This window comes from Pseudomonas sp. TE3899, assembly GCF_056279105.1.
Map to the genome: position 1 here is coordinate 3662957 of NZ_JBWBQR010000001.1, position 23177 is coordinate 3686133.

Here is a 23177-nt window from a genome sequence, read left to right on the forward strand (position 1 = left end):
TAGGAGCGAGGCTTGCCCGCGAATGAAGCGACTCGGTGTAACAGATACACCGCATTATCGTTCTTCGCGGGCAAGCCTCGCTCCTACAAATCGAGCTTCCGGAGTTTTCCATGACGGCCCACGCCGACCTTTCGCCGACCCTTCAACTCGCCATCGACCTGATCCGCCGTCCGTCCGTGACGCCGGTCGACGCCGATTGCCAGAAGCAGATGATGCAGCGCCTGGGCGATGCCGGTTTCATGCTTGAGCCAATGCGCATCGAAGATGTGGATAACTTCTGGGCCACCCACGGCAAACACGACGGTCCGGTGCTGTGCTTCGCCGGTCACACCGACGTGGTCCCGACCGGTCCGGTGACGGCCTGGCAGATCGATCCGTTCAACGCGCTGATCGACGAACACGGCATGCTCTGCGGGCGTGGCGCGGCGGACATGAAAGGCAGCCTGGCCTCCATGACCGTGGCCGCCGAGCGTTTCGTCGCCGACTACCCGGACCACAAGGGCAAGGTCGCGTTCCTGATCACCAGCGATGAAGAAGGCCCGGCGCACCACGGCACCAAAGCCGTGATCGAACGCCTCGCCGCGCGCAAGGAACGTCTGGACTGGTGCATCGTCGGCGAGCCGTCGAGCACGACGCTGGTCGGTGATGTGGTCAAGAACGGCCGTCGCGGCTCCCTCGGCGCCAAGCTGACCGTGCGCGGGATTCAGGGCCACGTGGCCTATCCGCACCTGGCAAAGAACCCGATCCACCTCGCTGCCCCGGCCCTGGCCGAGCTGGCCGCCGAGCATTGGGACCACGGCAACGATTTCTTCCCGCCGACCAGCTTCCAGATTTCCAACGTCAACTCCGGCACCGGCGCGACCAACGTGATTCCGGGTGACCTGGTGGCGGTGTTCAACTTCCGCTTCTCCACCGAATCCACCGTCGAAGGCCTGCAAAAGCGCGTCGCTGACATCCTCGACAAGCATGGCCTGGACTGGCACGTGGATTGGGCGCTGTCGGGCCTGCCGTTCCTCACCGAACCGGGCGCGTTGCTGGATGCCGTGGCGTCGAGCATCAAGGACATCACCGGTCGCGAAACCAAGGCGTCCACCAGCGGCGGCACCTCTGACGGGCGCTTTATCGCGACCATGGGCACCCAAGTGGTTGAGCTGGGGCCGGTCAACGCGACGATCCATCAGGTCAACGAGCGGGTGTTGGCCGCTGACCTCGACGTGCTGACCGAAATCTACTACCAGACCCTGATCAAGTTGCTCGCCTGATGCTTGCCTGCCCGATCTGCAGCGAACCGCTGAACGCGGTGGACAACGGCGTGGCCTGCCCCGCCGGGCATCGATTCGACCGCGCGCGCCAGGGTTACCTGAACCTGTTGCCGGTGCAGCACAAGAACAGCCGCGACCCTGGGGATAACCTGGCGATGGTCGAGGCCCGCCGCGATTTCTTGAACGCCGGGCATTACGCGCCGGTGGCCAAGCGCCTGGCGGAACTGGCGGCGCAATACGCGCCCCAGCGCTGGCTCGACATCGGTTGTGGCGAGGGTTACTACACCGCGCAAATCGCCGAGGCCTTGCCGAATGCTGACGGCTACGCCCTCGACATCTCCAAGGAAGCGGTCAAACGTGCCTGCAAACGTAACCCCGAGCTGACCTGGTTGATCGCCAGCATGGCGCGGGTGCCGTTGGCGTCCGGCAGTTGCCAGTTTCTCGCCAGTGTCTTCAGCCCGTTGGACTGGGAAGAAGCCAAGCGCTTGCTCAGCCCCGGCGGCGGTTTGATGAAAGTCGGCCCGACCAGCGGCCACCTGATGGAATTGCGCGAAAGCCTGTACGACGAAGTGCGCGAGTACACCGACGACAAGCACCTGGCCCTGGTGCCGGAAGGCATGGCTTTGGCGCACAGCGAAACCCTGGAATTCAAACTGATACTGGAAAGTGGTCAGGATCGTGCCAACCTGTTAGCCATGACGCCCCACGGCTGGCGCGCCAGTGCCGAACGCCGCGCCGCCGTCATCGAGCAGGTCGAGCCGTTCGAGGTCACCGTGTCGATGCGTTACGATTACTTCGTACTTCAATAATTTTTGGTCTTGAGCAACAGCTTGAGGCCGGCTAAATCCGCGAATGGATTTTTCAAGACCGCAGTGAGGACATCCATGCGCCAACCCGATATCGAGATTTACCTGAAAGACGCCGACGTCGACTACAAAGCCGTCGCAGAGTGGCTGAACACCGCGCTCGGCACCTGCACCGAGTGGGTAAAGAAAGGCCAGACCTACAAGTGCAAGGCCGGCGACGTACCCGTGACCTGGCTGCCGAAAGCCGTGGGCAAATGGAACAGCCTGTACCTGGAAAGCGACCAGACCCCGTGGGACGACGACATCGCCTGCGCCCGTGCAGCCTTTGCCGCGTTGAACGTCGAAGTGCGTTGCGCGCCGGGTACGTGGGTCGAGGAAGAAGGTGAAGAAGCGGCGGATCGCTGGATGCGTATCAGCGTTGATGGTGAAGAAGAGATCACCTGGAAAACCGCGTAAAAGCAGCATCACCACAAACCTGCAGGAGCGAGGCTTGCCCGCGAAGGCGTCATCACTGGCGCTAAAAGCTTCGCGGGCAAGCCTCGCTCCTACAGGTGATTTTGATCGTTCCCACGCTCCGCGTTCGGCCGTTGAAGGGACCCGGAGCGTCCCGGGATGCATTCCCACGCAGAGCGTGGGAACGATCGGTCAGGTCATGCGTAATCCGGGAATCGGGTCTACAACCCCACCACATCCTCAGCCTGCAACCCCTTCTCCCCCGTCACCACGGCGTATTCAACCTGCTGTCCTTCAGCCAACGAACGGTGGCCTTCGCCACGGATCGCGCGGTAGTGCACGAACACGTCCACCCCGTCCTCGCGTTGAATAAAGCCGTAGCCCTTGGCGTCGTTGAACCACTTCACATTGCCGGTTTCGCGCGTTGCCATGTATCAGTCCCTCTTCTTTTTATTTTGAGCGGTCGAGTATATGACAGGCGCGAAAACTCTCAACTACAGATTGGATGAGTGCTTTTTTGCCGATTTTCGGCGAATACGGCACACTGTCCGCCCCCCGAGCAACTGCTCGGTTTTATTCACTCACGCAGAAGCCGTATGACCCGCTCCCCGTTCCGTCGTCTTGTGTTTGGCACCCTGCGCCGACTGTTGTACCTCTGGGTTCGCTCGGAGACGATCAACCAGTCGTCCCTTACCCTCAACCTCGACCGCAGCCGTCCGGTGTTCTACGTCCTGCAAAACCCTTCGCTGACCGACCTGGCCGTGGTCGACGCCGAGTGCACCAAGGCCGGCTTGCCGCGCCCGGTGCTGCCGGTGTCGGTGGGTAATCTGCTGGAACCTGCCGCGTTCTTCTACCTGACGCCGGAGCCCGACTGGCTCGGCCGCCAGGACAAACGCGGCGCGCCGCCGACCCTGACCCGCCTGGTCAGCGCCCTGAGCCAGAACGCTGCCGAAGATGCGCAGATCATTCCGGTCAGCGTGTTCTGGGGCCAGTCACCGGACAGCGAGTCGAGCCCGTGGAAGCTGTTGTTCGCCGACAGCTGGGCGGTCACCGGGCGTTTGCGCCGCTTGCTCAGCATCATCGTGCTGGGGCGCAAGACTCGGGTGCAGTTCTCGGCGCCGATCCATCTGCGCGAGCTGATCGAGCACAACAAGGGCCACGAGCGCACCGTGCGCATGGCCCAGCGCATCCTGCGGGTGCACTTCCGCAACCTGAAGGCTGCGGTGATCGGCCCGGACATTTCCCACCGCCGCAACCTGGTCAAAGGCCTGCTCAACCAGCCTTTGGTCAAGCAAGCGATCCTCGACGAAGCCGAGCGCGAGAACATCTCCCCGGAGAAAGCCAAGGCCCAGGCCCTGCGCTACGGCAACGAGATCGCCTCGGACTACACCTACACCGCCATCCGTTTCCTGGAAGTGGTGCTGAGCTGGTTCTGGAACAAGATCTACGACGGGGTCAAGGTCAACCACATCGAAGGCGTGCAGAAAGTCGCCCAGGGTCACGAAGTCATTTATGTGCCCTGCCATCGCAGCCACATCGACTATCTGCTGCTGTCCTACTTGCTGTTCCGCAACGGCCTGACCCCGCCGCACATTGCGGCGGGCATCAACCTGAACATGCCGGTGATCGGCAGCCTGCTGCGTCGCGGCGGCGCGTTCTTCATGCGCCGCACCTTCAAGGGCAACCCGCTCTACACCTCGGTGTTCAACGAATACCTGCACACCCTGTTCACCAAGGGCTTCCCGGTCGAGTACTTCGTCGAGGGCGGTCGTTCGCGCACCGGGCGCATGCTGCAACCCAAAACCGGGATGCTGGCGATCACCCTGCGCAGTTTCCTGCGTTCGTCGCGCATGCCCATCGTGTTCATCCCGGTGTACATCGGTTATGAGCGTGTCCTGGAAGGCCGGACCTACCTCGGCGAACTGCGTGGCGCGAGCAAGAAGAAAGAGTCGATCTTCGACATCTTCAAAGTCATCGGCGCCCTCAAGCAGCGCTTCGGCCAGGTGGCGGTGAACTTCGGTGAGCCGATCAAACTCGCGGAATTCCTCGACAGCGAACAGCCGGACTGGCGCCAACAGGAACTGGGCCTGCAGTACAAACCGGCCTGGCTCAACGAAACCACTAACCGCCTCGGCGAGAAAGTCGCACAGCATCTGAACGAAGCAGCGGCGATCAACCCGGTGAACCTGGTGGCGCTGGCGCTGCTGTCCACCAGCCGTCTGGCACTGGATGATCGTGCGATGGCGCGGGTGCTTGATTTGTATCTGGCGCTGTTGCGCAAGGTCCCATACTCGCCGCACACCACGTTGCCGGAAGGTGACGGTCGCGCGCTGATCGAGCACGTGAAGGACATGGATCTGCTGTCCGAGCAGAGCGATGCCTTGGGCAAGATTCTGTACCTGGACGAGCAGAACGCCGTCCTGATGACCTACTACCGCAACAACGTGTTGCACATCTTCGCGCTGCCGGCGTTGCTGGCGAGCTTCTTCCAGAGCGCGTCGCGCATGAGCCGCGAACAGATCCTGCGCTACACCCGCGCGCTGTATCCGTACCTGCAATCGGAACTGTTCATTCGCTGGTCCATGGATGAACTGGAGGCGGTGGTCGATCAATGGCTTGAAGCCTTTGTCGAGCAAGGCCTGCTGCGGTTCGAGAACGATGTGTTCCTGCGTCCGGCGCCTAGCTCGCGGCATTTCGTGCTGCTGACCCTGCTGTCGAAAAGCATCGCCCAGACCCTGCAACGCTTCTACATGACGGTGTCCCTGCTGCTCAACAGCGGCCAGAACAGCATCAGCGCCGAAGAGCTGGAAGACCTGTGCACAGTCATGGCCCAGCGCCTGTCGATCCTGCATGGCCTGAATGCCCCGGAGTTCTTCGATAAGAGCCTGTTCCGTCACTTTATCCAGACCCTGCTTGACCTCGACGTACTCAAGCGCGATGAGGCTGGCAAGCTGAGCTATCACGAGTTGCTCGGCGAGTTGGCAGAAGGCGCGGCCAAGCGCGTATTGCCGGCGGAGATTCGCTTGTCGATCCGTCAGGTGGCGTTGCATCGCAGTGAAGATGCGGCGGACGCCAGCCCGTTGTAACTTCCCGACAACTAACAAGGAAACACGGACGTTTCCTTATTAGTTAATTAACGGATAAATTGAGTTTTTTCATTATCACGATAAGGACATCGCGATGAATAACAACTCGACTATCACCCTGACATTCAAGCTCCCGCCTTTTTATTCCGTGCCGACGGAGGGCGAGCGTGAGACACGCATCAACATTCAAATCATTAATGCCTCCCGCCCCATCACTGTCATGAACCGGATTCATCCCGACATCGCGGACGGGCAGTGGAATTTTTCATTCCCGCACAACTATGAAGATGTGAGCGTCAAATATCAGGTCAATGTTCAACTCAGCCATAATCGCCAGCCCTTGTTACTGGACCTTGACTACTTTATTACTGTCGACAAGGCGCCCCATTACCAGACACTTCACCTGAGTCCGATCGGGCAACTTTATGTTGAGGCGCAACAGCCAAAACTTGTCGAGCGCGATCAAGCGATTACCATCCGCGCCCATGAACATAATGAACCGGGCGCGGAACTGGTGCGTATACAGTGCGATGAAGAAACAGCCACGGCGTTTTATCTGAATTACGATCCGGCACAAGTAGTCCCCGGCAAACGTTACACATTGAAAGGCATGGAAAACCGATTTGGCCAGGATATCTCTGTCTACCCCGATCTCGCCGTACTCGTGCCGTTTGGATTTAAAGAAGTTTCGGCCCGCTGATCTGCATTTATCGGCCAGCCGATTGTTTGAATTTCGACGTGCACCGCAAAATCCGCTAAATTCCCCGGGCGCCAGGTTCCTGCTGGCGCCAATGTCTTAGAGGCCCTCGATGAAAAAACTGATGCTTGTTTGCCTGACCACTCTGCTCGGTGCCTGCCAAACCCTGCACCCTGGCGCCAAAACCAGCCTCGATGGCGAAGTGTTCTATCTGCAACGCATCGCCTTGCCGCCGAGCGCCACCTTGAGCGTCAGCCTGCAGGACGTGTCCCTGGCCGACGCCCCCGCCGTGGTGCTCGATGAGCAGAAAGGCCCGGTCAAAGGCCAGGTCCCGCTGCCGTTTCACCTGAGCTACGACCCGGCGCAGGTCAAACCCGGTCATCGTTATTCGGTCAGTGCGCGCATTGAGGTGAACGGTGAACTGATGTTCATCACCACCGAGCACCATGCCGTGCAACTCGACGGCAACGATCCGCAACCACTGAAAATCCGCGTCGACGCCGTCCGCTAATTTCCCTTATTCGTACAAGGAAGCCGCCATGCTCCGCCCTACCCTTCGCTTCGCCGGCCTGTGCGCAGGCTTGATGATTTCCGCCAGCGCCCTGGCGCTGTCCCTCAATGACCTGTCGCAAAACGACGCCACGGGTGGTTTGAAAGACGCCCTGACCCAAGGCGCGCAACTGGCCGTCAAACAACTCGGCACGCCGGGCGGTTTCAGCAACAACCCGGACGTGAAGATCGAACTGCCGGGCAAACTGGGCAAAGTCGCCAGCAAGATGAAAGCCTTCGGCATGGGCGCTCAGGTTGATCAACTGGAAACCAGCATGAACAAAGCGGCCGAAACCGCCGTGACCCAGGCCCAGCCTATCCTCATCGATGCGGTGAAAAAAATGAGTGTGTCCGACGCCAAGGGCATCCTCAGCGGCGGCAAAGACTCCGCCACCCAGTACCTGGACAAATCCAGCCGCGAACAGATCCGCGCCAAGTTCCTGCCGATCGTCAAGCAAGCCACCGACCAGGTCGGCCTGGCCAAACAATACAACTCGTTCGCCGGCCAGGCGGCGACGTTGGGCGTGGTGGATGCGAAGAGCGCCAACATCGAAAGCTACGTGACGGAGCAGGCGTTGAACGGCTTGTTCGAGATGATCGGCAAACAGGAAGAAACCATTCGCCAGAACCCGGCTGCTGCGGCGACCAGTTTGGCCAAGAAAGTGTTTGGTACGCTGTAAACCCGCTGCAGGTCGTTTGATCGTTCCCTCGCGCAGCAAAGGAATGCATCTCGTGACGCTCCGCGTCACTTTTTAAGCGGACGCAGAGCGTCCATGGCGGCATTCCCACGCAGAGCGTGGGAACGATCAAGATCGCAGCCTTCGGCAGTTCCTACGGGTCTGTTCGCAAGAAGAAGACCCACTCCTGCCCCATCTTGCGTTTCTCGAACACCTGCAGATCGACCAACCCGTTCAGGGTGGCCGCTGCTGTTTTGTACGAGCAATTCAGATTGTCCATCACATTGGCCGCCGTAAACTCCTTCGCCACCCCACTCTTGGCCACTTGATAAATAGCCCGCTGTTTTTCGGTGAGCTGGTCAAAAAATCCGGAGGCCATCAGCCATCGGTCAAAATGCTCGGTGTATGCCAGGCTTTTGCGATAGACCTCTGTAAAACCGGTGACGGCCCGCAAGATGACCGAACACTGGAAATCGATGAAGTAAGTCAGGTCCAGCTCATCGGACTCGGTATGCAAATACGAGTGCCCGTACTTCACCGGCGCGTTACGCAGCAAAACGCTGATGGCTATGTAGCGAAAGGCCGAAAAGTCATTCTTGAACATAAACCAATAGAACAGCGCCCGTGCGACACGGCCGTTGCCATCGCGAAAAGGATGCTCATAGCCCAGGGCAAAATGCAGCGCGATGGCCTTGATCAACGGATGAAGGTAATCAACCTGATCAGAGGCGTCGTGGGACTGGTTGATCCACGTCGACAGTGCCTGCAAGCGTGACTCAAGCCCCGCTGCGGGAGGCGGTGTGTGGACGGTGTTGCCCTCACCGTCCTGCACCACGACGTTGTCGTTGAGCCTGAAGGTCCCCGGCGCATATTGCGGGTCATCGATACCTTCGACACCCACCCGATGAATCGCTGCGATCAGCTCGACGCTCAGGGGTTCGTAACGCTTGTCCCAGGCGAAATTCATCATTTTGTAATTACCAATGACCATTCGCTCGTCCGGCGTGCGCGGCAGGCGTTTGCGCTTGAGCATGTCCTTGGCCACCCGCGTGGTGGTGGCCGCACCTTCCAGTTGGCTGCTGCTGATGGCCTCGTCTTCGATCAGATCATTGAGCAGATAACTGAAATGCGCGTGCTCGCCGATCTGGCTGCTCATGTACGCCAGCGCCGCAGTGGTGGCTTGCCGATCGACCGCCGAAATGGCTTTCTGCGCGACGGGTGTCAGCACGAAACTGCCCCACTGGATCGGTTCACCCAATGGCAACAGGCTGGCGTACTGGGCGGTTCGGGCCTTCTTGACCAGTGCCCAACAGAGATGGCTATCCAGTCCTGGTGCCCAGCGGTAGCGTAGATCATCAAACGGCAAGTAGCGCCCTTGGTCATCCAGGGGTTTTAGCAACGCCAGGTAATCCGACAGGCGTTCCTTGTGAGGTGATTGCGCCAACAGGTCGAACACCGGGTCGGTCCGGCCCTTCAGCGCGGGGGGCTTTTTCATTGCGACTGTCTCAAGAACTCGTCAAACCGAGCCTGGAGTACAGCATTGAGCCCTCTGCGACTCAATATCAGAGACTTCTGAAATTCCTGTAGGAGCTACCGCAGGCCGCGATCTTGATCGTTCCCACGCGCAGCAAAGGAATGCATCCCGTGACGCTCCGCTTCACATCAAAGGCTGACGCGGAGCGTCAATGGCGGCATTCCCACGCAGAGCATGGGAACGATCAATACCTGTAGGAACTGCCGAAGGCTGCTCCTGCGTGGGGAATCAGGCCGGGTCTTTCTTGATTCTGAACCACGCCGCATACAGCGCCGGCAGGAACAGCAACGTCAGTGCCGTCGCGACGATCAACCCGCCCATGATCGCCACTGCCATCGGCCCGAAGAACACGCTGCGCGACAGCGGAATCATCGCCAGGACCGCGGCGAGTGCCGTCAGCACAATCGGCCGGAACCGGCGCACCGTCGCCTCGATGATCGCTTGCCACGGTTTGAGCCCGGCGGCGATGTCCTGTTCGATCTGGTCCACCAGGATCACCGAGTTGCGCATGATCATCCCGGACAGCGCGATGGTCCCGAGCATGGCGACGAAGCCGAACGGTTGACGGAACACCATCAGGAACAGGGTCACGCCGATCAGTCCCAATGGCGCTGTCAAAAACACCATCGCGGTGCGTGAGAAACTGCGCAGTTGCAGCATCAGCAATGTCAGCACGACCACGATGAAAAGTGGCACACCCGCCTTCACCGAGTTCTGCCCGCGGGCCGAGTCCTCGACGGTGCCGCCGACTTCCAGCAGGTAGCCGTCAGGCAATTCCGCGCGGATCGGGTCGAGGGTCGGCATGATCTGTTGCACCAGGGTCGCCGGTTGCTCCTTACCGTAGATGTCGGCACGAATGGTCACGTTGGGCAGGCGATTGCGGTGCCAGATGATGCCTTCTTCGAAGCCGTATTCCAGGGTCGCGATCTGCGACAGCGCGACGCTTTTGCCGTTGTCGGTGGGCACCGCCAGGCTCGGCAGCAACGACAGTTCGGTACGCTCATGCACGGTGCCGCGCAGCAGGATTTCGATCAACTCGTTGTCTTCGCGGTACTGGCTGACGCTGGAACCGGTCAGGGAGCTTTGCAAGAACTTCGACAGGTTGGCGGTGCTCACGCCAAGGGCCCGGGCGCGGTCCTGATCGACGTTCAGGTACACGACTTTGCTCGGTTCTTCCCAGTCCAGATGGACGTTGACCACATGGGGATTCTCGCGAACCTTCTCCGCCACTTTACGGGCCAGGGCGCGGACTTCTTCGATGTGCTCGCCGGTGACGCGGAACTGCACTGGATAGCCAACCGGCGGGCCATTTTCCAGGCGCGTGACCCGTGAACGCAGGGCCGGGAATTGTTCGTTGAGGGTTTCGATCAGCCAGGTGCGCAGGATTTCGCGCTCCTCGATGGTCTTGGCCAGGACGACAAACTGGGCGAAGCTCGCCGCAGGCAACTGCTGATCCAGTGGCAGGTAAAAGCGCGGCGAGCCGGTGCCGACGTAGGCCACGTAATTGTCGATGCCGGCGTGATCCTTCAACAGGCCTTCAAGGCGTTTAACCTCGTCGGCAGTGTTGCTCAGGGACGCGCCTTCGGCCAGTTTCAGATCAATCATCAGTTCCAGACGCCCCGAGGCCGGGAAGAACTGCTGCGGCACGTAGCGAAACAGCACAATGGAAGCGATGAACAAGATGACCGTCAGCGTGATCACGGTCTTGCGCCAGCGCACGCACCACTCCACCAGGCGCCGGACCCGTTGATAGAACGGTGTGCCGTAAGGGTCGGCTTGGCCGTCAGCCGTGCCGTGTTTGGCGGCGTGAATTTTCGCCAGGTCCGGCAGGAGTTTTTCCCCCAGGTACGGCACAAACACCACGGCGGCAATCCACGAGGCCAGCAGCGCGATGGTCACCACCTGGAAAATCGAGCGAGTGTATTCGCCGGTGCCCGATTGCGCGGTGGCAATCGGCAGAAACCCGGCGGCCGTGATCAAGGTGCCGGTGAGCATCGGGAACGCGGTGCTGGTCCAGGCATAGCTGGCGGCCTTGATGCGGTCGAAGCCCTGCTCCATTTTGATCGCCATCATTTCCACGGCGATGATCGCGTCGTCCACCAGCAACCCCAGGGCCAGTACCAGTGCACCGAGAGAAATCTTGTGCAGGCCGATGCCCAGGTAATACATGCAGGCGAAGGTCATCGCCAATACCAGCGGAATGGCCAACGCGACGACCATGCCGGTGCGCACACCGAGGGAGAAGAAGCTCACCAGCAACACGATGGCCAAGGCTTCCACCAGCACCTGGACGAACTCGCCGACCCCGGTTTTCACCGCAGCAGGCTGGTCCGACACTTTGCGCAGTTGCATGCCGGCCGGGAGGTTTTTCTGGATACGGTCGAACTCGACTTCCAGGGCCTTGCCCAGCACCAGAATGTCGCCGCCGTCCTTCATCGCCACGGCCAGGCCTATAGCGTCTTCGGCCATGAAACGCATGCGCGGCGCCGGTGGATCGTTGAAACCGCGACGCACGTCGGCGACATCGGCGATGCGGAACGTGCGATCACCGACCCGGATCGGGAAGCTTTTTATCTGATCGACCGTCTGAAAACTCCCCGTGACCCGTAGCTGCAATCGCTCGCTGCTGGTTTCGAAGAACCCGGCAGTAGACACCGCGTTCTGTTCCTCAAGGGCCTGCTGCACCGCCGCCAATGGCAGCCCAAGGGTCGCCAGTTTGACGTTGGACAGTTCGATCCAGATCTTCTCGTCCTGCAAGCCGAGCAAGTCGACCTTGCCCACATCCTTGACCCGTTGCAGCTGAATCTGGATGCGGTCGGCGTAGTCCTTGAGCACCGCGTAGTCAAAACCGTCGCCGGTCAGGGCGTAGATATTGCCGAAGGTGGTGCCGAACTCATCGTTGAAAAACGGGCCTTGAATGCCCGGCGGCAGGGTCTGGCGGATATCGCTGATCTTTCTTGCGGACCTGATACCACAGGTCCGGAATCTGCGCCGAGTGCATCGAATCCCGGGCGATAAACGTCACCTGAGACTCACCCGGACGGGAGAACGAGACGATGCGCTCGTACTCGCCGGTTTCCATCAGCTTCTTTTCAATACGCTCGGTAACCTGGCGCGAGACTTCCTGGGCCGTGGCCCCCGGCCAATTGGTGCGAATCACCATGGCCTTGAAAGTGAACGGCGGGTCTTCACTCTGGCCGAGCTTGGTGTAGGAAAGTGCGCCGACGATCGCCAGCAAAAGCATCAGGAACAGTACGATCTGGCGGTTACGCAGCGCCCATTCAGAAAGATTGAAACCCATCGGGAATTACTCCTTGTCCGCCAGATTGACCACGCGGTTGGAGCGATCCACCGGGCGCACTTGCTGCCCGTCGAGAAGCACATGGACACCGGCGGCCACCACCCAGTCGCTGGCGTTCAAGCCTTCCAGTACCGGCACGGTTTTCTCACCGAAGGCACCGACCCGCACCGGGACTTTCTTCAACCTATTGTTGGCGCCGACCACCCACACGTAGGTCGCACCGTTTTCCGCGGTGACCGCCGACAGCGGCACGGCCAGTGAGACTACGGCAGCGGTCTGGATAAACACCCGGGCACTCTGGCCGAGTTCGGCCGGGACTTTGCCGGAGTTGAAGGCAATGCGCGCGGCGAAGGTTCGGGACTTGGGATCGGCTGCCGGCGACAGCTCGCGGATGCGTCCGGTAAAACGTTGACCGGGCTGAGTCCAAAGCTCCACCGACACCGGTTGATCAACCTTGAAACGGCCGAAGCTTTGTTCCGGCAGGCTGATCAACACTTCGCGCTCACCATCGGTGGCGAGGGTGAACACGGTTTGTCCGGCGGCGACCACTTGGCCGACTTCCACCGCACGCTTGGCCACCACCCCGTCCTGGGGCGCACGCAGCACGGCGTAGCTGGCCTGATTGGTCGAGACGTTGAATTCGGCTTTGATTTGCTTGAGGCGCGCTTCACCGGATCGGTAAAGGTTTTCGGAATTGTCGTACGCGGATTTGCTGACCATCTGACGGTCCATCAGGGTCTTGTAGCGATCCCGCTCGGCGCGGACCAGGTTCAGATTGGCTTCGGCGGCAGTGACCTGGGCGCGGGTGGCTTCCAGTTGCAGGCGCACGTCCTGGGGATCGAGCTCGGCGAGAGGCTGATCAGCCTTGACCCGCTGGCCTTCCTCGACCAGTCGTCGGCTGACTTTGCCGCCAATGCGGAATGCGAGGTCCGGCTCATAACGGGCGCGCACTTCACCGGGAAAGCTTTCCATCGCCTGGGCCGAAGGCTCGGGCTGCACCACCATGGCCGGTCGCACGCTGACTTGCGGTGCCTCGTCGTGACCACACGCCGACAATAAAAAAGCCAGACTGACTGGCAACGCGAGGGGCAAGGCATAGCGGAACATGGTGAAGGACCTTTCGCTAATGGTGCTTGGAATAATTATACTGGCCGGTATGTTATTAATAGCAAACTCACCAGTCCAGTATTAAAAGCGAAGAATGTCGAACAATCCTTCAGCATCCAGTGGTCCGGGCCGCCCCAAGGATCTGGCCAAGCGCCAGGCCATCCTCGATGCGGCGAAAATTCTGTTCCTGAGTAATGGTTATGCCAGCACCAGCATGGACGCCGTGGCGGCCGAGGCCGGGGTGTCAAAGCTGACGGTCTACAGCCATTTCAACGACAAGGAGACCCTGTTCTCCGCCGCCGTGGTGGCCAAGTGCGAAGAGCAATTGCCACCGCTGTTCTTCGAATTGCCGGAAGGCATTTCGGTGGAATCGGTGCTGCTGAACATCGCCCGGGGCTTTCATCAGCTGATCAACAGTGATGAATCCGTGAACTTGCATCGCTTGATGATCAGCCTGGGCAGCCAGGACCCGAAACTGTCGCTGATCTTCTTCGAAGCCGGGCCGGAGCGCATGTTGAATGGCATGGAGCGCTTGCTGAGCCGGATCGATCAGACGGGTGCGCTGAGCATCGATAAACCGCGCAATGCCGCCGAGCATTTCTTTTGCCTGCTCAAGGGGGCGGGGAATTTCCGGTTGTTGTATGGCTGCGGTGAGCCGTTGATTGGCGACGCGGCGGAAAGTCATGTGCGGGAAGTGGTGGGGTTGTTTATGCGGGCTTACAGGCCTGAGATTGTTGGCGCCTAGTCGGGCGCCTTCGCGGGCAAGCCTCGCTCCTACAGGGTTCGCGCAGATCCTGTAGGAGCGAGGCTTGCCCGCGAATGGAGCGACTCGGTATCAGGGCTTCAACGCCTTCTTCGGATAAATGTCATACCGGCTGGATTTCCCGTCCAGCGCATGACTCGGCTTCGGCCCTTCAATACATGGCGCCTTGCGCGGGCGCTTGACCACCACCCGATGGCTGGCCAGGGCCAACGCCGCTTCAAGCAACGCCGGCGCATCCGGGTCATCCCCTACCAGCGGGCGGAACAGGCGCATTTCCTTCTTCACCAGCGCGGTTTTCTCACGGTGCGGGAACATCGGGTCGAGGTAAATCACCTGCGGCGGCTCGCCTTCCCAATTGCGCATCACTTCAATCGAATTGCCCTTGAGCAAGCGCATCCGCGCCACGATGGGCGCCACGTCGAAATCTTCCGCGCCACGGGCCAGGCCATCTTCGAGCAACGCGCCGATCAGCGGCTGACGTTCGATCAGGCTCATCTCGCAACCCAGGCTCGCCAGCACGAACGCATCCTTGCCCAGCCCCGCCGTGGCATCCAGCACCCGTGGGCGCACGCCTTGGGCGATGCCGACCGCTTTGGCGATCATCTGCCCGGTGCCGCCGCCGAACAACCGGCGATGGGCCGCGCCACCCTCGACGAAGTCCACCCGCACCGGCCCCGGCGCATCGGGGCCCAGCTGTTGCAGCTGCAAACCCTGCTCGCCCACCTGCAAGGCAAACTCGCCGTCATCCACCTGCAGGGGCAAGCCCAGGCGCTCGGCCCATTGCTCGGCCTGTGGCTGAAACGCCGGGGCCGAGGCCTCGACATGGATGCGGCAGGCCGCGGGTTGTTCAATCATGGGAAAAGGTGCTCAAAAAATTAATGATCGGCCAAAAACGTCCGATAACAAAACTATCGAGCATTTTGCCAGAGCTGAGCGTCGACCGAGAAAAATGTCAGACATTCAAACCACATCCGTAGGCTACTTATCGCGTCATGGCGATTATGGCCTGCGAAACTCCCAAGCACTGAGCGGCGTCAGTCACCTGTGGCAAGATTTTTTTGCCCAGGCCCTGGCCGAACAGTCGAGCGATGTGGCGCCGGCGTGCGGGACGTTTCCACCGGTGGATCTGGAAAGCCCGGTGGAGCCGACCGTTGGCAGCGAGCTCTACGCGCACATCATTTCCCAGCGCGAATGCGATGTGACAGAAACCCAGGTCAAGCCGCCAGAGCCGCTGTTCCTGCCGATTGCCGAGTTCGAAATGGACCTGGCCGACAAACCTTTCCCGCCGTTCCCGCCGGAAGAAATCGTCGCCCAGCAGCAACAGCAGAACTTTGAAAGTGGCTGGGTCCGCCCAATCGTCCTCACCGCCGGCCAACCGGTGCCAGCCGCAGGCCCGGCACCGCAGCCGCGTCCGCTGCATCTGCCGATTGCCGAATTCGAACTGCACCTGCTGGACAAACCGTTCCCGCCGTTCTCGCCAGAAGAACTGGTTGAACAGCAGAAACAACTCGATTTCGATAACGGCTGGGCTCGCCCAATCGTCCTGCAAAACCTGCGCATCGCCGCCTGATCCCTCAGCATCCCTTCAGCGACACACCCACCACGGCCCCACATCCACATGAAAGTGATTGCGATGGGCGGCGTTGTAGTCCGGGCTCAACACCACACTGAACATGTCGCAGGCGCCGTCGCGCACCTGGCGTAGAAATTGTGCGTCGCGGTTATCTTTTGGCCAATCCTTGAGCACGCTGATGGTTCGGCCATCGGCCAGGCGGAAACCGGCGATGTCCAACGCGTTGGCGCCGGCATGCTGGCTGCGGGCACCATTCTCGCGGTTGTACATGTTGCGGCAGGCGAAACTGCCGAGGTGATCGACCCGCGTCACCGCCTGGCCGTAAACCGCCTGTGACGCCGGCTGCAAGGCGTGGCGCTCGAACAGGGCGAACGCCACCGCCAACGGACAACTGGCGAGGAAACTGCTGCTCAGGGCCACCTCGCCGCCCTGAACGCGCAAGGTATTGGTCAACGGGCATGTCGCGTCCGGGCTGTCGGCCTGGCGCGAAACGCGCAAACCGGAACTGCTCAACGCCTGGTCGCACAATTGCGGGTCGTTGCGCAGGCGCATCAGTTTGTAGCGGGTCAGAAAATTCGGCGCGGCGTTCACGTCCAGCGGCGCCCAGGGATTCCAAGGCGCGGGCACGGGAATCCAGCCACGCCAGACACTGATCCCCGCCGCCCCCATCACCAACAACACCAGCAGCAATCCCTTGGCAAACCGCATCGTCAGTCCTTGAAGAACTGATTGGCCTTCGCGTACGGCATGGAGCGCGAGGTAAAACTGAAGGTGCCCGAGGTTTTGATCTCTTGCGCCGCGCGGAAGAATTCGCCATACGCCGCCAGGGCCAGGGCCGAACCGACGCTGATGCGTTTGACGCCCATCTCGCTCAACTGCTCGACCGTCAATTTGAGGCCACCGGACATCAACACATTCACCGGTTTCGGCGCCACGGCACGGACCACCGCCAACACGTCTTCGGCGCTGCGCAGGCCCGGCGCATACAACACGTCGGCGCCCGCCTCGGCGAATGCCTGCAAGCGGCGAATGGTGTCATCCAGATCAGGATTGCCGTGCAGGAAGTTCTCGGCGCGGGCCGTCAACATGAAAGGGAACGGCAGGCTGCGCGCCGCTTTTACCGCCGCTTCGACTCGTGCCACGGCATGTTCGAAGCAGTAGATCGGCGCGTCTTCACGACCAGTCGCGTCTTCAATCGAACCGCCGACCGCCCCCGCCTCGGCTGCGCGCAAGATGCTCTGGGCGCATTCGGCCGGGTCGTCGGCGAAGCCGTTTTCCAGATCCACCGCCACCGGCAGATCCGTCGCCGCGACAATCGCCCGAACATTGGCCAGGGTGTCGTCCAGCGACAAGCCGCCATCGGGGCGCGCATTGGAAAAAGCGTAACCGGCGCTGGTGGTCGCCAGCGCCTCGAAACCCAGGCTGGCGAGCATCTTCGCCGAGCCGGCGTCCCACGGATTGGGAATGACAAAAGCCCCCGCGCGTTCATGCAGCGCTTTGAACGCCTGGGCTCGAAGGGTTTGCGCATCCATTGGCAGGCTCCTGAGAAGAGGAAGAAATCCGCCTCAGAGCAAACCAAGTTGCTCGGCGGCGGGCTCTCTGTATAGCTCAGGCAGCGGCGGCAAGCCAGGCAAACGCAGCATCAGTTGCCCGTGGAAACGTTGCGCCAGTTTCGCCGCCAGCAGGTTGTCGGCGGTGTGCAGGAAGATATAGGGCGTGCGGCCCTCTTCGATCCACGTGGCGATTTTCTCGACCCAGGGCACGAGGAACGGATCGTTGGCTTCCAATTGCGGATGGCCGATGAATCGCACCTGGGGAAATTGGGTGAACGCTGCGGGGCGCGGCGGCACCTTGGGCTTTTTCGATTGGGCGTGGAGCACCGACGGATCGGTCGAGATGCAACTGAACAGCGCCCGCGGATCGAGGCAGATCCGCTCGACGCCGCGATCCAGCAACAGGCGATTGAGCATGCGCTCGGCATCGCCCTTGGCGAAGAATTCGTCATGCCGCACTTCCACCGCCAGCGGTCGGTCCACCGCATCGATAAAACCGGCCAGTTCCGACAGTCGTTGCGGGGTGAAGCTTTTGGAGAGTTGCAACCAGAGCGGCGACACACGTTCGCCCAGCGGGCTGAGCAATTGCAGGAAGGTATCGACGGCGGTCAGTTGTTCACGCAGGTCGCCACTGTGGCTGATGTCGCCGGGGAATTTGGCGGTGAAGCGAAAGTGTTCGGGCATGGTGTCGGCCCAGCGCTGCACAGTGGAGGCAGCCGGGCTCGCGTAGAAGGTGGTATTGCCTTCAACGGCGTTGAACACTTGGGAATACAGATTGAGGAATTCGGCGGGTTTGGCGTCTTGCGGGTAGAGATAGTCGCGCCAGGCGTTTTCACTCCAGGACGGGCAACCGAGGTAGTAAGGCAGCAACATCAGATGTAGAGATCGAGGCCCAGCACATCAGCGTCCCAATCGACAAAACCGGCGGTGCTCAAGTAGCTGGCCAGGGCCATCGCGACGCTCTTGCTCATGGCGCGGTGGTAGATCATGTCTTGCTGACGGGCGGGGAGATTGCTCAAGCGTTGCGCGGAAGCTTTGGCGGCGCGGGCGGCCATTTGTTCTTCGGACGGGATTTCCAGCTCGCCGTCGATATCATCGACGGATTCATCCAGCGCGACATTGCCTTTGCGAGGCTTGCGCTTGATGGGGTAGGACTGAGAAGAAAAGCCGTCTATACGCATAAGTGCATGCTCGGTATCAGTGATGGCAGTTTAGTGGCGCGCAAGCCACTTCGCAAACTGTCGAGTGATAACTAGAACACATAAAAGGAAAAAGGTTTAAAGCCCGGGGTTAGAAACTGACGATTGGCCGCATCTGGAATACTCATTGTGGCGAGGGGGCTTGCCCCCGTTCGGCTGCGCAGCAGTCGTAGAACCAGTCAATGTGGTGCATCAGGCATAACCGGGTGCTGGATTTGGGGCCGCTTCGCAGCCCAACGGGGGCAAGCCCCCTCGCCACAAAAGCGTGTACGTCACCGCGCTTTCGGGGTGGCGACTTTGTCGCGCAAATAAACCGGCTGCGCCAAATCCGCCACAATCGCCTCACCGCGCTCCCAGGCAAACCGCGCCAGGGTCAGCAGGTCTTCGGCATGGGGCAACATGCCCGCGTCCTGCCCGGTCAGGCTGACGCCGATGCGCTCGGCATAACCCCAACCGGTGCCTGCGCCGAACCATTCGCCGCTGGCATCCGCCGGCAACGCCGCCACTTCCGGCGGCAGTACGGCTTCGTTGCCCACCAGCCGCATCTCCCCCGCCGTTTCGCGGTAGCAGCCCCAATACACTTCATCCATCCGCGCATCGATGGCCGCCGCGACCTGGCTCACACCGTGTTCGCGATAAGCGCGCTGGGCCAGCACGGCCAGGTTCGACACCGGCAACACCGGGCGCTCCAGGGCAAAGGCCAAACCTTGAACCACGCCGATGGCGATCCGCACGCCCGTGAACGCGCCCGGCCCACGGCCGAAGGCGATGGCGTCCACCGCTTGCAGGGTCGTGCCGGCGTCGGCCAACAACTGCTGGATCATCGGCAACAATTTTTGCGCATGAAGGCGCGGGATCACCTCGTAATGGCTCGTCACCTTGCCGTCATGCAGCAAGGCAACGGAGCAAGCTTCAGTCGCGGTGTCCAGGGCCAGCAAGGTGCTCATCGATGTTTCCGTAAGAGAGGTCAGTAAAAGTGCGCCAGTATAAACAACTACGGCCCGCAAGCGGGCCGTAGAAGATGAAGCGATTCAGACTTTTCAGTTCAGCGCTTCAAGCACCTTGCCGGTGATCGCTTCAACCGAGCCAACACCTTCGATGTGGCTGTACTTCGGCTTGCCTTGAGCAGTGGACAGCTCCTGGTAGAACTTCACCAGTGGCTCGGTCTGGGCATGGTAGACCGACAGGCGATGACGCACGGTTTCTTCGGTGTCGTCCTTGCGCTGCACCAGCTCTTCACCGGTGATGTCGTCTTTACCGGCAATTTTCGGCGGGTTGTAGACGATGTGGTACACGCGGCCGCTGGCCTCGTGGACACGACGACCGGCGATACGCTGGACGATGTCTTCGTCCTTGACGTCGATTTCGACCACGTGGTCCAGCTCGACGCCGGCTTTCACCAGGGCTTCAGCCTGGGGAATGGTGCGCGGGAAACCGTCGAACAGGAAACCGTTGGCACAATCGGCCTGGCTGATACGTTCCTTGACCAGATTGATGATCAGGTCATCGGAGACCAGACCACCGCTGTCCATGACGCTCTTGGCGACCAGGCCCAGCTCGGTGCCGGCCTTGACCGCTGCACGCAGCATGTCGCCAGTGGAGATTTGCGGAATGCCGAATTTCTCGGTGATGAACTTAGCCTGAGTACCTTTACCGGCCCCGGGAGCTCCCAGCAGAATGACGCGCATCGATGTGCTCCTCAATTTTTTATATAGATAACGTCAGATTCGCCTCGTGGGGCCAATCTCAAAAATAGGGTCGTGGCCGCCCAAACGGCCAAAGGCTGATCAAGATACACAGCAGGCCCTGACCACACAAGCCGCCGAAAGTCGGAGAAACCCGCGCCTGTCGTGACCTTTGGACGAGGTATCCCTAGTCGCAACCCCGTCATTAACTGTCGCCTGCCAGACCTTTTGCGCCCTTCGCCCAGAGGCAACGGGCCCGAGCGCAAAGTGCCCGGCCCCAAGAGGAAAACCTTAGCCGGTATTTCGCAAACCGGCGGCAATCCCCGCCACAGACACCAGCAGCGCTTGCTCTACCGGGCTGCCCTGCGCCACTTCCTGTTGTCGCGAACGGGCCAACAGCTCGGCCTGCAATAGATGAAGCGGGTCGAGGTAGGTGTTACGCAGGCGAATGAATTCCAGGGTGTCTGGGCTATGTGCCAGTAGCTGAGACTGCCCGGTCAGCCCAAGGACCACCGCGCAAGCCTGCGACAATAGGTCGCGTAAATGCGCACCCAAAGGAAGCAGATCGGGCTCGACCAGGCGCTGATCGTAAGACAGGGCGATGTCTGCGTCGGCCTTGGCCAGCACCATTTCCAGCATATCGATGCGGGTGCGGAAGAACGGCCACTGCTCGCGCATCTGCCCCAGCAGTTCACCTTCACCACGCTCCAATGCCTTGCTCAGGGCTGCTTCCCAACCGAGCCAGGCCGGTAGCATCAGGCGCGTCTGAGTCCAACCGAAGATCCATGGAATCGCGCGCAGGCTTTCTATCCCGCCCGCGCGGCGCTTGGCTGGGCGGCTGCCCAACGGTAAACGGCCGAGTTCCTGTTCCGGGGTCGACTGGCGGAAGTACTCGACGAACTGCGGATTTTCCCGCACCACGGCGCGGTAAGCCTTGACGCCGTCGGCGGCCAATTCGTCCATCAAGTGGCGCCACGCCGGCTCCGGCGGTGGCGGCGGCAGCAGCGTCGCTTCGAGCACGGCGGCCAGGTACAGATTGAGATTCTGTTCGGCGATGTCCGGCAGGCCGAATTTGAAACGAATCATTTCCCCCTGCTCAGTGGTACGGAAACGCCCCGCCACCGACCCCGGCGGCTGCGACAGAATCGCCGCGTGCGCCGGACCGCCGCCACGGCCCACAGTGCCGCCGCGACCGTGGAACAACAGCAGTTCCACTTGTTGCTCGCGGCAGATATCCACCAAGCGTTCCTGCGCCCGATACTGCGCCCAGGCCGCTGCCGTGGTGCCGGCGTCCTTGGCCGAGTCGGAATAGCCGATCATCACTTCCTGCGGCCCTTGCAGGCGCGCGCGATAGCCCGGCAGCAGCAACAGTTTTTCAATCACCGGGCCGGCGTTGTCGAGGTCGGCGAGGGTTTCAAACAGCGGCACCACACGCATCGGCCGCAATACGCCAGCCTCTTTGAGCAGCAGTTGCACGGCAAGCACGTCGGAAGCGGCGCCGGCCATGGAAATCACATAAGAGCCGAGGGACGCGCCGGGTGCGGCGGCGATTTCCCGACAGGTCGCCAGCACTTCGGCGGTATCGGCGGACGGCTTGAAGTACGCCGGCAGCAGCGGCCGACGGTTGTTCTGTTCGCGCATCAGGAAGGCGATGCGCTCTTCCTCGCTCCAGTCTTCGTAGCGACCCAAGCCCAGGTATTCAGTGATTTCGGTCATGGCCGCGGTGTGCCGGGACGAATCCTGACGCACATCGAGGCGCACCAAAAACAGCCCGAAGGTCACCGCCCGACGCAGGCAATCGAGCAGCGGGCCGTCAGCGATCACGCCCATGCCGCACTCGTGCAGCGAGTTGAAGCACAGCTCCAGCGGATCGAGCAGGTCTCGATTGTTTTGCAGCACATCGGCCGGGGCCGGCGTGGTCTTCGTCAACGAGGCTTGCGCCCAGTTACGCGTTGCCCGCAGGCGTTCACGCAATTGCTTGAGCACCGCGCGATACGGCTCGGCGCTGTCGCCGGCCTTGGCTTTCAAGGCTTCGCTGGCCTGCTGCATCGACAACTCGGCAGCCAGGTGATCGACATCGCGCAGGTACAAATCCGCTGCCATCCAGCGCGCCAGCAACAGCACTTCGCGGGTGACCGCCGCCGTGACATTCGGGTTGCCATCGCGGTCGCCGCCCATCCATGAGGCGAAGCGGATCGGTGCGGCCTCCAGCGGTAAACGCAAACCGGTGGCGGCGTGTAGCGCTTGATCGGCCTTGCGCAGGTAGTTGGGGATGGCTTGCCACAGGGAATGCTCGATCACCGCAAAACCCCATTTGGCTTCGTCCACGGGCGTGGGGCGGGTGCGGCGGATTTCTTCGGTGTGCCAGGCTTCGGCGATCAGGCGCTGCAATTTGGCCTGGATCTGCTCGCGCTCGGCGCTGGTCAGGTCGCGGTGATCCTGGGCCGCCAGTTGCGCGGCGATGGCGTCGTATTTCTGGATCAGAGTACGGCGCGCGACTTCGGTGGGGTGCGCAGTCAGCACCAGTTCGATTTCCAGGCGTCCGAGTTGCCTGGCCAGGGATTCGGCGCTGTGGCCTTCGGCGCGCAGGCGGGCCAGTATTTCGGGTAGAACGCGAGACTCGAACGGTGCCGGTTGCGACTCTTCGCGGCGGTGAATCAGCTGATATTGCTCGGCGATATTGGCCAGGTTGAGAAACTGATTGAACGCCCGCGCCACCGGCAGCAACTCGTCTTCGCTCAACTGGTTGAGGCTGGCGCTCAGCTCGGCGTCCATCGAACCGCGACGGTCAGCCTTGGCGCCTTTGCGGATCTGCTCGATCTTGTCGAGAAAACCGTCCCCGTACTGTTCACGAATGGTGTTGCCCAACAGCTCACCCAACAGGTGAACGTCCTCGCGCAAGCGTGCATCAATATCGGTCATCAGCAGTTCT

At 61.0% G+C, this 23177-nt stretch carries 20 protein-coding genes and 1 pseudogene; 9 read left to right on the forward strand and 12 right to left on the reverse strand.

Annotated elements, in window-relative coordinates; genetic code table 11:
* The first annotated feature begins 110 nt into the window (after positions 1–110).
* From dapE to ACZ89E_RS16850, 3 genes are all read left to right on the forward strand, one after another.
* A complete protein-coding gene (dapE, locus tag ACZ89E_RS16840) occupies positions 111–1262 on the forward strand; it encodes a succinyl-diaminopimelate desuccinylase (RefSeq protein ID WP_133837231.1) in 1152 nt (383 codons plus the stop codon).
* Positions 1262–2071, forward strand: coding sequence for a putative RNA methyltransferase (locus tag ACZ89E_RS16845; RefSeq protein WP_123405727.1), 810 nt, complete (start codon positions 1262–1264; stop codon positions 2069–2071). The genes dapE and ACZ89E_RS16845 overlap by 1 nt, the downstream gene beginning before the upstream one ends.
* Positions 2072–2146: 75 nt before the next feature.
* On the forward strand, positions 2147–2524 hold the full coding sequence (locus tag ACZ89E_RS16850; protein WP_149657391.1) for a hypothetical protein: 378 nt from the start codon (positions 2147–2149) through the stop codon (positions 2522–2524).
* 218 nt (positions 2525–2742) lie between these two features.
* On the opposite strand, the gene ACZ89E_RS16855 is transcribed toward ACZ89E_RS16850, so the two are convergent.
* Positions 2743–2952 (reverse strand): cold-shock protein, encoded by a 210-nt coding sequence (locus ACZ89E_RS16855; RefSeq protein WP_010462862.1) that lies wholly within the window; start codon positions 2950–2952, stop codon positions 2743–2745.
* Positions 2953–3117: 165 nt separating this feature from the next.
* Here ACZ89E_RS16855 and plsB point away from each other — a divergent pair, with 165 nt between their 5' ends.
* From plsB to ACZ89E_RS16875, 4 genes are all read left to right on the forward strand, one after another.
* Complete coding sequence (gene plsB / locus ACZ89E_RS16860; RefSeq protein ID WP_476256089.1) at positions 3118–5607, forward strand: glycerol-3-phosphate 1-O-acyltransferase PlsB; 2490 nt, start codon at positions 3118–3120, stop codon at positions 5605–5607.
* A gap of 94 nt (positions 5608–5701) precedes the next feature.
* Entirely contained in the window at positions 5702–6307 is a 606-nt protein-coding gene (locus ACZ89E_RS16865) for a hypothetical protein (protein WP_149657393.1), read from the forward strand.
* 109 nt (positions 6308–6416) lie between these two features.
* A complete protein-coding gene (locus tag ACZ89E_RS16870; RefSeq protein ID WP_149657394.1) occupies positions 6417–6815 on the forward strand; it encodes a YbaY family lipoprotein in 399 nt (132 codons plus the stop codon).
* Between the two features lie 28 nt (positions 6816–6843).
* Positions 6844–7533, forward strand: coding sequence for a DUF4197 domain-containing protein (locus ACZ89E_RS16875; protein ID WP_149657395.1), 690 nt, complete (start codon positions 6844–6846; stop codon positions 7531–7533).
* A gap of 151 nt (positions 7534–7684) precedes the next feature.
* Here ACZ89E_RS16875 and ACZ89E_RS16880 read toward each other — a convergent pair whose 3' ends face one another.
* The 3 genes and pseudogenes from ACZ89E_RS16880 to ACZ89E_RS16890 form a co-directional block, all read right to left on the reverse strand.
* Complete coding sequence (locus ACZ89E_RS16880) at positions 7685–9025, reverse strand: Fic family protein (protein ID WP_476256090.1); 1341 nt, start codon at positions 9023–9025, stop codon at positions 7685–7687.
* Positions 9026–9292: 267 nt separating this feature from the next.
* Positions 9293–12365: pseudogene (locus ACZ89E_RS16885) on the reverse strand (efflux RND transporter permease subunit).
* A 6-nt stretch (positions 12366–12371) separates the two neighbouring features.
* On the reverse strand, positions 12372–13472 hold the full coding sequence (locus tag ACZ89E_RS16890; RefSeq protein ID WP_476256091.1) for an efflux RND transporter periplasmic adaptor subunit: 1101 nt from the start codon (positions 13470–13472) through the stop codon (positions 12372–12374).
* A gap of 94 nt (positions 13473–13566) precedes the next feature.
* Between ACZ89E_RS16890 and ACZ89E_RS16895 the strand changes: the two genes are divergently transcribed.
* Entirely contained in the window at positions 13567–14217 is a 651-nt protein-coding gene (locus ACZ89E_RS16895; RefSeq protein ID WP_149657399.1) for a TetR/AcrR family transcriptional regulator, read from the forward strand.
* A gap of 90 nt (positions 14218–14307) precedes the next feature.
* Here ACZ89E_RS16895 and ACZ89E_RS16900 read toward each other — a convergent pair whose 3' ends face one another.
* Positions 14308–15090 carry a class I SAM-dependent methyltransferase gene (locus ACZ89E_RS16900; protein WP_431978613.1) on the reverse strand — a complete coding sequence of 261 codons (783 nt, stop codon included), beginning with the start codon at positions 15088–15090 and terminating at the stop codon, positions 14308–14310.
* Positions 15091–15184: 94 nt separating this feature from the next.
* Here ACZ89E_RS16900 and ACZ89E_RS16905 point away from each other — a divergent pair, with 94 nt between their 5' ends.
* Positions 15185–15805 carry an energy transducer TonB gene (locus ACZ89E_RS16905; RefSeq protein ID WP_476256092.1) on the forward strand — a complete coding sequence of 207 codons (621 nt, stop codon included), beginning with the start codon at positions 15185–15187 and terminating at the stop codon, positions 15803–15805.
* A gap of 15 nt (positions 15806–15820) precedes the next feature.
* Here ACZ89E_RS16905 and ACZ89E_RS16910 read toward each other — a convergent pair whose 3' ends face one another.
* From ACZ89E_RS16910 to ppc, 7 genes are all read right to left on the reverse strand, one after another.
* Positions 15821–16516, reverse strand: a complete 696-nt coding sequence (locus ACZ89E_RS16910) for an extensin-like domain-containing protein (RefSeq protein ID WP_149657401.1) — start codon at positions 16514–16516, stop codon at positions 15821–15823.
* 2 nt (positions 16517–16518) lie between these two features.
* Complete coding sequence (locus tag ACZ89E_RS16915; protein WP_476256093.1) at positions 16519–17340, reverse strand: isocitrate lyase/PEP mutase family protein; 822 nt, start codon at positions 17338–17340, stop codon at positions 16519–16521.
* Between the two features lie 33 nt (positions 17341–17373).
* Positions 17374–18234, reverse strand: a complete 861-nt coding sequence (locus ACZ89E_RS16920; protein ID WP_149657403.1) for a DUF72 domain-containing protein — start codon at positions 18232–18234, stop codon at positions 17374–17376.
* Positions 18234–18542: a hypothetical protein gene (locus tag ACZ89E_RS16925; RefSeq protein WP_149657404.1), complete on the reverse strand. Its 309-nt coding sequence runs from the start codon at positions 18540–18542 to the stop codon at positions 18234–18236. The genes ACZ89E_RS16920 and ACZ89E_RS16925 overlap by 1 nt, the downstream gene beginning before the upstream one ends.
* Positions 18543–18832: 290 nt before the next feature.
* On the reverse strand, positions 18833–19507 hold the full coding sequence (gene tsaB, locus ACZ89E_RS16930; protein ID WP_149657405.1) for a tRNA (adenosine(37)-N6)-threonylcarbamoyltransferase complex dimerization subunit type 1 TsaB: 675 nt from the start codon (positions 19505–19507) through the stop codon (positions 18833–18835).
* A 93-nt stretch (positions 19508–19600) separates the two neighbouring features.
* On the reverse strand, positions 19601–20248 hold the full coding sequence (adk, locus tag ACZ89E_RS16935) for an adenylate kinase (RefSeq protein ID WP_149657406.1): 648 nt from the start codon (positions 20246–20248) through the stop codon (positions 19601–19603).
* A gap of 288 nt (positions 20249–20536) precedes the next feature.
* Positions 20537–23167: a phosphoenolpyruvate carboxylase gene (gene ppc / locus ACZ89E_RS16940; protein ID WP_476256094.1), complete on the reverse strand. Its 2631-nt coding sequence runs from the start codon at positions 23165–23167 to the stop codon at positions 20537–20539.
* Positions 23168–23177: the final 10 nt, after the last annotated feature.